Below are 9955 nucleotides of genomic sequence, written 5' to 3'. Positions count from 1 at the left end.
CTGGGTCGGCCTTTGACACAGGGCGACTCGTCGTCCGGGTTGCACATGCCCGGTGCGGCCCATTTCGAGGACACCGCCTCCACCGTGGCCCGCAACTCCGGGGTGATCTGCCCAGAGATGGTGGACATCGCATCCGGGCCCTGCCGGCCGATGGTGACCCCGCGTTTACGGGCCCGATCCGCATCGGAGAACTCCCCATCCGGATTGACCAGCGAGATGGTGGACATCGCATCCGGGCCCTGCCGGCCGATGGTGACCCCGCGTTTACGGGCCCGATCCGCATCGGAGAACTCCCCATCCGGATTGACCAGCGCAGCAATCAACGCTGCTGCTTTGCGCAACTCCTCGGGCCCGAACTCGGCGGCCACCCCAGCCAACTCGGCGTCGGCTTTCTCCCGGATCGGCGCATCCACCCACACCGGCAGATCCGTGAAGAATCCCCGAATGATCGCACTATGCTCGCCACCGCCACCCCAGCCAACTCGGCGTCGGCTTTCTCCCGGATCGGCGCATCCACCCACACCGGCAGATCCGTGAAGAATCCCCGAATGATCGCACTATGCTCGCCACCGATAACACCGGCAGCTTGCCCGGCCGCGACGTGCGGCATCCGCGGCGCCAACAGCTCACCAGTCAACGACCTACGCTCACCCAACTCCTCGGCATCCCTGAGCCGCCGCTTAGCGTCTCTGGGGCTGATGCGTAGTGCGGTGGTCAACACATCGCTGAAATTCTTCGCACCCAGCACTTTCGCCGACCCGTCCCGCATCAACGTCCCGATCAAGCGGTGCACGACCACCGGCTGACGCCGCGACAGCGTCTCCAACCGGGCCAACACCCGCACCACCTCAGGACCGGCCAACCCGTCCCACGACACCCCAGCCAACACCTCCACCGCACCCTCCAGCCCCGCCAGCGCATCAAGTACAGCGGCGCGATCGGAACTCATAGACCGAACACTAATGGGAACTACCGACAGAAATTCTTCATCTGAAACTGAAGTGACAGAAGAGAATTCGAGGTTACGCGGCGAGGACACCCTTGCTACGCAGGATCGGCATGACACCCTCGGCGAACCAGTAAGCCTCTTCCAGGTGCGGGTAGCCCGACAGGATGAAGTCGTCGAACCCCAGCGAGTGGTACTCCCAGATGAGGTTCGCCACCTCCTGGTGACTACCCACCAGCGCGGTCCCGGCCCCGCCGCGGACCAGCCCGACACCCGCCCACAGATTCGGGTAGATCTCCAAGCGGTCGATATTACCGCCGTGCAGGGCGGTCATCCGACGTTGCCCTTCGGACTCCGAACCACTGTGTAGCGCAGTAGCTTTGGTGATCTGCTCCGGCGACAGCTCACGCACCAACTCATCGGCCACCGCCCAGGCCGCCTCGGAGGTCTCCCGACTGATGGTGTGCAACCGGATCCCGAACCGGATGTTGCGGCCGCGCGCCGCCGCCAGCTCACGGACCTTCGCGATCTTGGCCGCGGCCGCCTGCGGTGGCTCGCCCCAGGTCAGATACACGTCGACATACTCGGCGGCGATCGGCAGCGCGGCCGGGGACGAGCCGCCGAAATAGATCTTCGGCAGCGGGTTCGGCGGCTCGGAGACCCTGGCATCCTTGACCGTGTAGTGCTCGCCGGTGAAATCGACCGAGTCCTGACGCCAGATCGAGTTGACGATGTTCAGGAACTCGCCGGTGCGGCTATAGCGTTCGTCGTGACTGAGCCAGTCGCCGAACCGACGCTGCTCAATATCGTCACCGCCGGTGACGATATTGAGTAGTACCCGGCCTTCGGAGAACCGCTGCAGAGTCGCGGTCTGCTGGGCGGCCAGCGTGGGCGGCACCAAACCCGGCCGGAACGCGACCAGGAATTTGAGACGCTCCGTTTCGGCCAGCAGCGCCGACGTGGTCAGCCAGGCGTCCTCACACCAGGTCCCCGTCGGGGTGAGCACCCCTTCAAAGCCCAGTCGATCTGCGGCGCGGGCGATCTCGGCCAGGTAGCGCCGGGTCGGCGGCCGGAATCCTGCCGGCACGACGTGCTGCGACGACGCGTGCGAACTAGCGACGATCGAGCGGCTGTCTCCGCTGGTGGGCAGAAACCAATGGACTTTCGCCCGCGGAGCGGGCAATCCGACCTCGGCACTCATCCGACCTCCCTAGTTGGTACTGAGAAGCAACGGCGCGAGAACATCGTTGTAGCGGCGATCCACCCAGTCGGCGAACTTTGGCAACGAGCTGATCTGGCCGGACTCGGCGAACAGATCGGTCAGCTTCTGCTCTGACGCGACCACGTCGTCGTCGAGCGCGGTGGGCAACCTCAGGCTGCGCGCTTGCGACACCTCGGCCACCTTCGGGTCGAGACCGACTGCGGCAGCATAACTCTGGGCCCACTGCTCCGGGTTATCCCTGGCCCAGCGCGCTGCCTTTTCGAACCGGATCAGCAGATCGGCCAGCGCCGAATTGCGCTTCGCGTCGGCCAGCGCCGCATCGGAGGCGATCCCGAACCAGTAGCCGTTGGTGACGCCCTTGGCTTGCCCGACGCTGCGCACGTCTATCTGCTGCTCGGCTTGGGCGGTATAGGGATCCCAGATCGCCCACGCGTCGGCTTGCCGCTGGCTGAACGCCGACAGGGCGTCAGCGGGTTGCAGGAACACCAGATTCACGTCGGACGGCTTCAGGCCGGCCTTGTCGAGCTGACCGAGGAGGTGGCCGTGCGCAGAACTGCCCTTGCCGACGGCGATCGACCTGCCCCGCAGGTCGGCGATCGTCTTGATAGGCGAATCGGCGTGCACCAGGATCTGGTCGCCGACCCCGCCGCCGTCGTAGGCCGAGACCACCTTGACCTTGGCGCCGGACGCCGCGCCGAAGATCGGCGGCGTGTTACCCGTGATCGCGAAGTCGATCTTGCCCGCCGTCGCCGCCTCGATCTGCGGCGGACCGGACGTGAACGTCGAGAACTGCACTGTGTACGGCAGGTTGTCGAGCTGCCTGGCCGCGCGCAACAGCGACTCTGTGCCACCCTTCTGGTCACCGACCTGCAGCGTCACCCCGCCCAGCTCGGACAGCGGAACCGTCTCGGGGATTTTCGCCGCCGTCGTGCCACTCTCCCGTGAGACACACGACGCCAGCACCAGCGGCAGTATCAGCAGAAGCAGCAGAGCGGCCTTGTGCGCCGGATTCGATCGCCGGTTCTGAGGCATGAAAGTTCCCTTCTCAGTGCGGAATTGCGATATCAGAACCGGACTCCGAGCCGGTCGAGAAGCTCAACGCGGCAATGGTCGGTCTCGGCGGACGATTCACCATGCGGGCGGCGGGGATCCTCGATGTCCAGCGTGTGCGCCACCGCGCCGTCGTCGAGAACGAGCACGCGGTCGGCGAGAGCAACCGCTTCGTCGACGTCGTGGGTGACCAGCAGGACACCGAATTCGCGGGTGCGCCACAGGTCGAGTAGCAGCGCCCGCATCGACAGCCTGGTCAACGCGTCCAACGCTCCGAAGGGCTCGTCGAGCAGCAACAGGTCGGGTTCGGCGACCAGCGCGCGGGCCAACGACACCCGTTGGGCCTGACCACCGGACAGCGTCGACGGCCATACCCCGGCGCGGTCGGCGAGGCCGACATCGGTCAGTGCGCGGGCGACCCTGGCCGACACCTCCGAGCGCGGCAGCCGGATCCGAGTCAGCCCGTAGCCGACGTTGGTGGCGACATCTCGCCATGGGAATAGCCGCGGCTCCTGGAAAGCGATCGCCGGGGCACCGGAGACGTACCGCTCGCCGGTGTGGTCATCCGATAGGCCGGCCAGCACCCGCAACACCGTCGACTTGCCGGAACCGCTGCGACCGATCAGGGCGACGATCTAGCCGGCGCCCACCCGCACCGAGACGTCGCGCAGCACGTGATGGCTGCCGTACCACTTGTCGACATGGCTCAGTTCGCCTGCCGCGGCGGTTCTGCGTTCCGAGGTGATCGTCACGACCGGTACCTCAGCGCCCGTCGTTCGAACGCCCGCACGATCGCATCGGTGGTGATCCCCAGCAGCGCGTAGACCACCAGCCCGAAGATGATGATGTCGATGCGCAGGAAGTCACGGGCGTTGTTGATCAAAAAACCGATCCCGCTACTCGCGTTGATCTGTTCGGCGACGATCAGCGTCAGCCAGGCGATGGCCAACGACTGGCGCAGCCCGACGAGCACCTGCGGCGCCGCGCTGGGGATGATGATGGTTCGCAGTCGCTGCCAGAACGAAAACCCAAGGACCTGAGCGGTTTCGAAAAGCTTCGGATCGACCTGGCGGATAGCCGAGAAGGTGTTCAGGTACAGCGGGAAGCTCACGCCGAGCGCCACCAGCAGCACCTTCGGCAGTTCGCCGATCCCGAACCAGATGATGAAGAGCGGGATCAGGCCCAGATGCGGCAGTGCCCGCAGCATCTGCATGGGTGGGTCGACCGTCGCCTCGAACCAATGCGACAGACCGACGGCGATGCCAAGGCCGATGCCGATCGAACCGCCCAGCGCCAGCCCCTGGATCACTCGCCAGCCGGAGACCCCGAGCGCGTCGACGAGCTGACCGTTGCGAATGAGTTCCACACCGGCATCGGCGATCAGCGACGGGGCGGGCAGAACATCCTGCGGGATGACGCCCAGTGCGCTTCCGAACTGCCAGAGCAACAGCAGCACGACCGGGGACGCGATCCGGATGATGGTCCACCGCCGCTGCCGCAGCCAGCCGACACCAGAAGTGGACGCGACCGCGGCAGCGGCCAACGCATTTGGGCTGGACACGGGGCGACGCTACGGATCAGCTGTCCACCTGCCCAGGGTTTGACTCGACGTGAAAGAAATCCGTCCCGCCCTGGGCGCCGCAGCGAGCGCACGTCGTTCGTGAAACCTGGGCGGTTTGGGGCCTATTTTCCGCCGACGATTCACAAACGACGCTGAGTCAGCGCCAGCCGTCCGCGGCCTTCGCCGCCTGCATCAGCGCCTCACACAACTGCCGCAGCTCGGACGCTGCGGCCCCCTCGTTGACGGCGGTCGCAACATCCTCGGCGGCGCATCGGACCTGGTACACACGGTCGGAGAGCTCAGCCGCCTCGTCGGCGGACAGCACCACCGCGTCTTCGGGTACCGAGGTGCCCTTGACCATCGATCGCTGCTCATAGGCGCGCTGGCGGCAGGACTGCCGGCAGTATTGCCGGCGGCGTCCCAGGCCGGCGTCCGCCACGTCCCGGCCGCACCAGCGACAGGGCACAGGACGGGTTCGGCGGCTCACGGTGGACGACTCTAAACCGGCTCCCGCCGCATTGCGGGTATCCTGGACAATCGCGCCGCGTTGAGTCGGGAACTCAGCCGAGTACCGCCGCGTTGTACACCCGGTAGAACTGCGTTTAAGGAGTGATGACGATGGCTGATCGTGTTTTGAGAGGCAGTCGCCTCGGAGCCGTGAGCTACGAGACCGACCGCAACCACGACCTGGCACCGCGTCAGGTCGCCCGCTACCGGACGGAAAACGGCGAGGAATTCGACGTCCCGTTCGCCGACGACGCCGAGATTCCCGGTAACTGGCTGTGCCGCAACGGCCTCGAGGGCACCCTGATCGAAGGTGACCTGCCCGAGCCGAAGAAGGTCAAGCCACCGCGTACCCACTGGGACATGCTGTTGGAGCGCCGGTCCGTCGATGAACTCGAGGAGTTGCTCAAGGAGCGCCTCGACATCATCAAGACCAAGCGCCGCGGCTGATCCCGACCACGCGACAACAACGCGAGTGTGCACATGCACACTCGCGTTTTTGCTGTCTGACGAGTCTTAGCGGACGATGCCGCGGGCGCGGTCCAGCCGCCCACCGATACCCCAGCGCGCGACCTTGACCAGCGCTTCGCGGATGTTCGAGCCACTCATCTTGGAGACTCCCAACTCACGCTCGGTAAACGTGATGGGTACTTCGACCACCGTGAAGCCGTTGTTGATGGCACGCCAGGTCAGGTCGATCTGGAAGCAGTAGCCCTTGGAGTCCACGGCGTCGAGATCGATCTTCTCCAGGACCTCGCGCCGGTACGCGCGATAGCCCGCGGTGATGTCGTGGATGTCGACGCCGAGCAGGACCCGCGAATAGGTGTTGGCGGTCTTGGACAGCACCAGCCGCCGCCACGGCCAGTTACGCACCGTGCCGCCACTGACATAGCGGGAGCCGATCGCCAGGTCGGCGCCCGCGTCGACGGCGTCGAGCAAGCGGTTCAGCTGTTCGGGCGCATGACTTCCGTCGGCGTCCATCTCCACCAGAACCGCGTACTGACGGTTCAGCCCCCATGCGAACCCAGCCAGATACGCGGCGCCGAGACCGTCTTTGACACTGCGGTGCATGACGTGGATGCGGTCCGGATCGGCCAACGACAGCTCATCGGCCAGCTTCCCGGTGCCGTCGGGACTGCCGTCGTCGACGATTAGCACGTGCACATCTGGCAAAGCCGCGTGAACGCGCCCGACGATGATCGGCAGGTTTTCCAGCTCGTTGTAGGTCGGGATGATCACCAGGGTGCGCCTGCTGGGGCGCTCGCCTTCACCGGTGGTCATGGTGCTCCTCTTTATCGTTACTGCCATCATCGGAGCCGCTTACGGGCGGATTCGAATCAGTCGTCGGCTCGCTGCGGTCGTTTTCCGGCCGGGGCCGAAGGCGACGAGTCACACGCGTGAACCCACCATTGTGCATTATGGCGGCCAAAACAGCGGCAATCCCCAGCGCGACCAGCACAGATTGAGTGATCGGCCCCCATTTGGACGCTGGAGTCAGCGATGTCTTCAATCGCACCTGCATATCCAGAAAAGCCGGCTCGAAGAAATTGGTCCGCGCCAGCTCACGTCCGTCGGGTGCGATCACCGCACTGATCCCCACGGTTCCGGCGACGATCACATACCGGTCGTGCTCGACGGCGCGGGCCTTCGCGAACGCCAGCTGTTGTTCACTCATCGCCTGGTTAAAGGTGGCGTTGTTTGCGGGAACAGCAATCAGCTGCGCACCGTTGAGGACCGACTCCCGTGCCGCGCGGTCGAAGATGACCTCCCAGCAGGTGGTCACTCCGATCGGCACCCCGGCGGCGTGTACGACGCCGTTGCCGCCGCCCGGCACGAAATACCCGGCGCGCTCGGCGTAGGACGACAGATGCGTGAAGAAGCTCCGCCAAGGCAGATATTCGCCGAAAGGCTGAATGATCTGCTTGTCGTGCCGCTCCCCCGGCCCACTGACCGGATCCCAGACGATGACGGTGTTGGAAGCGGCCGGATTCTCGCGCGTCCATTCTGGCCGGGCCACCACGCCGCCGACCAGGATCGGCGCGCCGATCGCCTGCGCCGCCTCGGTGATCCGCGCACGCGCGTCCGGGTTGGCCAGGGGATCGATGTCCGAGGAATTCTCCGGCCAGATGACGAACTGCGGTTGGGGTGCCCGCCCCGCCCGCACCTCGTCGGCCAGTCGAAGGGTCTCGTCGACATGGTTGTCCAGCACGGCGCGGCGCTGGGCGTTGAACTCAAGGCCAAGGCGCGGCACGTTGCCCTGGATCGCTGCGACGGTGACAGTGGGATCGTCGCTGGAACCCGCGCCGGATTTGCGGACGTGCGGAAACGCCAGCGCCGTTGATAGCAGCACCACCGCGATACAGACTCCGGGCACCACCACCGACGGCGGTCGTCCGGTGCTGTTCTCATGGTGATCGCGCTGCCACCACGCCACGACTTCCAGACCGATCGCCGCGACACTGCATCCGACGAGCACCACGGCAAACGACACCGCCGGCGCACCGCCGAGCGCCATCAGGGGCAGGAAGGGGCCGCCAGTCTGGCCGAAAGCGACTACCCCCCAAGGGAATCCGCCGAATGGGATAGTCGATTTGAGCCATTCCTCCACCACCCACACCAGCGCGAACCACAACGGCCAACCGGGCAGAGTGCGCACGACGACAGCCAGCAGACCAAAGATGGCCGGGAAGCAGGCGCACATCGCCGCCAGACCGATCCAGGGCACGGCGCCAACGAGGCCGCTCACCCACGGCAGCAGCGGCAGGTAGAACGCCATACCGAACAAGAAGCCATAACCGAATCCGCCGGCCCGGGTGGTAGACGGCCGGGTCAGGACGACGGCGAACACGATGAGCGCGAGGACCGCCGACCACCACCAGCCGATCGGCGGGAAACTGGCGCACATCAACAGCCCGGCACCGACGGTCGCGCACAGCCTGGGCAGTCGCGGCACCAACCAGTTCACGATCCGTTCGCCGTACCTGCGCCACCGGCCGGGACCGGGCGGGGTGTCGGATTCCTCGCTCTCCTCGGCCTCGGGCGCGGACTCGGCCCGCGCCTCGTCGAGGTCGGTGTGGGCCTCGTGTTCGCTATCCATGGGCGCGGCTGAAGAGAACGGCACCCCGATGCACGGTCTGGCGACACACCGGCAGGGGGTCGCCGGGATCGAGTCGCGGTAGGGCGGGCACCCGGGACCGCGGATCGGTCGACCAGCGCGCCACGGAAACCCCGTCCCGTTGTGAAGGCGCGCTGACTTCGAGGTCACCGGGTTCCCAGACGGCGTAGGACGCCATCGCGCCAGGAACGAGTGTGCCGGTGACACCGTCGCGGATCCCGCCGGCCCGCCAGGCCCCTCTGGTGGCCGCCGAGAAGGCCGCCCTGGCCGATACCGCGCTGCCCACGGTTTGATGCCGTATGGCTGCGCGCACCGTCTCCCAGGGATTGATGCTGGTCACCGGGGTGTCCGAACCGAAAGCGAGAGGCACGCCTTGCGATGCTAACAGCGCCAGCGGATTGAGCCGCTGAGCTCGATCCGGCCCGAGACGCTGCGCATACATCCCGGCGGCGCCACCCCACAGTGCGTCGAAGTTAGGTTGCATGCTGGCGTTGACGCCCCAGGCGCCCAGCTTCGCCGCCTGGTCGGCGTCGACCATCTCGAGGTGTTCGAGGCGGTGCCCGCAGGCCGCCACGGCGGGCACCCCGACGCGCTCGACCACATGCTCCAACGCATCGACGACGGTGCTGACTGCGGCGTCGCCGATCACGTGAAAACCCGCCGTCACCCCAGCCTCGGTGCAGGCCAGCAGATGTGCGGTGATGGCGTCGGCATCGAGGTAGCAGTTACCGCAGCGATCGGACGCATCCGAGTAGGGGGCCGAGAGCCACGCTGTGCGCGAACCCAGCGCGCCGTCGACGAAGAGGTCACCTGCCAGGCCGCTCGCGCCGGTGGCCTCGAGCAACTCACGGGCCCGCGCGACGCTACGCACCGCCTCACCCCAGTAACCGGTGACGTCGACGCCGTGTCGGGTCGACCGCAGTTCCTGCCAGTCATCGAGCCCACCGATATCGGGGCCCGCGCATTCGTGCACCGCGACAATTCCGGCGGCGGCAGCGGCATCGAGAGCTGCGGTCCTGGCCCCGGCACGCTGCTCGGCCGTCAGGAGACCGCGGGCCTGCGCTCGCACCAGATGATGCGCGTCGGCGCTGAGCGGACGCTGCTCGTCGAAACCCGAGGCCGCGGCGCACTGCGGGACCTGATGCCGCAGCGCCGAGGACGCCAGCGCCGAGTGCACGTCAATACGCGCCAGGTAGGCGGGGCGGCCACCGACGACGGCATCGAGTTCGGCCGTGCTGAGGGCTCGGCGCTCCGGCCACGCCGACTCGTCCCAGCCGTGGCCCCAGATGATCGGAACGTCGTGGGCGCCGGCATAGTCGGCCACCAACCGCAGGCAGTGCCCGAGCGAGGTTGCGCTGCGCAGATCGAGCCCGGTGATGCACAATCCGGTAGCGGTGACGTGCACGTGGCTGTCGACGAACGCCGGGGCGACGAACCCGCCCCCGAGCTGCACCGTCTCGGCGTCGGGGAACTGCGCGCGGGCGACGTCGTCGCTGCCCAGCCAGGCGACCGTGCCATCGCGGACCGCCATGGCGGTCGCGTCGGGGTGGGTCGGGC

8 protein-coding genes and 3 pseudogenes (1 of these 11 cut by a window edge) are annotated in these 9955 nt (G+C 66.8%); 1 reads left to right on the top strand and 10 read right to left on the bottom strand.

Features of this window, described 5'->3' with window-relative positions; genetic code table 11:
• The 7 genes and pseudogenes from H7J73_RS04375 to H7J73_RS04345 all read right to left on the bottom strand — a co-directional run.
• A pseudogene (locus tag H7J73_RS04375) lies at nucleotides 1–449 on the bottom strand (DUF222 domain-containing protein); its annotated part reaches 241 nt to the left of the window's first position; the annotation flags it as partial.
• 131 nt (nucleotides 450–580) lie between these two features.
• Nucleotides 581–949 (bottom strand): annotated as a pseudogene (locus H7J73_RS33940) (DUF222 domain-containing protein); the annotation flags it as partial.
• Between the two features lie 73 nt (nucleotides 950–1022).
• Nucleotides 1023–2147, bottom strand: a complete 1125-nt coding sequence (locus H7J73_RS04365; RefSeq protein WP_264065983.1) for an LLM class flavin-dependent oxidoreductase — start codon at nucleotides 2145–2147, stop codon at nucleotides 1023–1025.
• Between the two features lie 9 nt (nucleotides 2148–2156).
• Complete coding sequence (locus tag H7J73_RS04360; RefSeq protein WP_264065982.1) at nucleotides 2157–3200, bottom strand: ABC transporter substrate-binding protein; 1044 nt, start codon at nucleotides 3198–3200, stop codon at nucleotides 2157–2159.
• A 32-nt stretch (nucleotides 3201–3232) separates the two neighbouring features.
• Nucleotides 3233–3970, bottom strand: a pseudogene (locus H7J73_RS04355) (ABC transporter ATP-binding protein).
• On the bottom strand, nucleotides 3967–4779 hold the full coding sequence (locus tag H7J73_RS04350) for an ABC transporter permease (protein WP_435405414.1): 813 nt from the start codon (nucleotides 4777–4779) through the stop codon (nucleotides 3967–3969). Before H7J73_RS04350 ends, H7J73_RS04355 begins: the two are co-directional and overlap by 4 nt.
• Before the next feature lie 157 nt (nucleotides 4780–4936).
• Nucleotides 4937–5266, bottom strand: coding sequence for a hypothetical protein (locus H7J73_RS04345; RefSeq protein ID WP_264065981.1), 330 nt, complete (start codon nucleotides 5264–5266; stop codon nucleotides 4937–4939).
• Between the two features lie 131 nt (nucleotides 5267–5397).
• Between H7J73_RS04345 and rbpA the strand changes: the two genes are divergently transcribed.
• Nucleotides 5398–5733: an RNA polymerase-binding protein RbpA gene (rbpA, locus tag H7J73_RS04340; RefSeq protein WP_264065980.1), complete on the top strand. Its 336-nt coding sequence runs from the start codon at nucleotides 5398–5400 to the stop codon at nucleotides 5731–5733.
• A gap of 66 nt (nucleotides 5734–5799) precedes the next feature.
• On the opposite strand, the gene H7J73_RS04335 is transcribed toward rbpA, so the two are convergent.
• From H7J73_RS04335 to H7J73_RS04325, 3 genes are read right to left on the bottom strand one after another with little or no spacing between them, the layout of a single operon-like run.
• Nucleotides 5800–6564 (bottom strand): polyprenol monophosphomannose synthase, encoded by a 765-nt coding sequence (locus H7J73_RS04335; protein ID WP_264065979.1) that lies wholly within the window; start codon nucleotides 6562–6564, stop codon nucleotides 5800–5802.
• Nucleotides 6551–8380 carry an apolipoprotein N-acyltransferase gene (lnt, locus tag H7J73_RS04330; RefSeq protein ID WP_264065978.1) on the bottom strand — a complete coding sequence of 610 codons (1830 nt, stop codon included), beginning with the start codon at nucleotides 8378–8380 and terminating at the stop codon, nucleotides 6551–6553. The genes H7J73_RS04335 and lnt overlap by 14 nt, the downstream gene beginning before the upstream one ends.
• Complete coding sequence (locus H7J73_RS04325; RefSeq protein WP_264066018.1) at nucleotides 8373–9929, bottom strand: amidohydrolase; 1557 nt, start codon at nucleotides 9927–9929, stop codon at nucleotides 8373–8375. Before H7J73_RS04325 ends, lnt begins: the two co-directional genes overlap by 8 nt.
• Nucleotides 9930–9955: the final 26 nt, after the last annotated feature.

Origin of the sequence: Mycolicibacterium komossense, assembly GCF_025822605.1 — a bacterium.
GTDB lineage: Bacteria > Actinomycetota > Actinomycetes > Mycobacteriales > Mycobacteriaceae > Mycobacterium > Mycobacterium komossense.
This window is presented reverse-complemented; position numbering and strand designations above follow the sequence as displayed.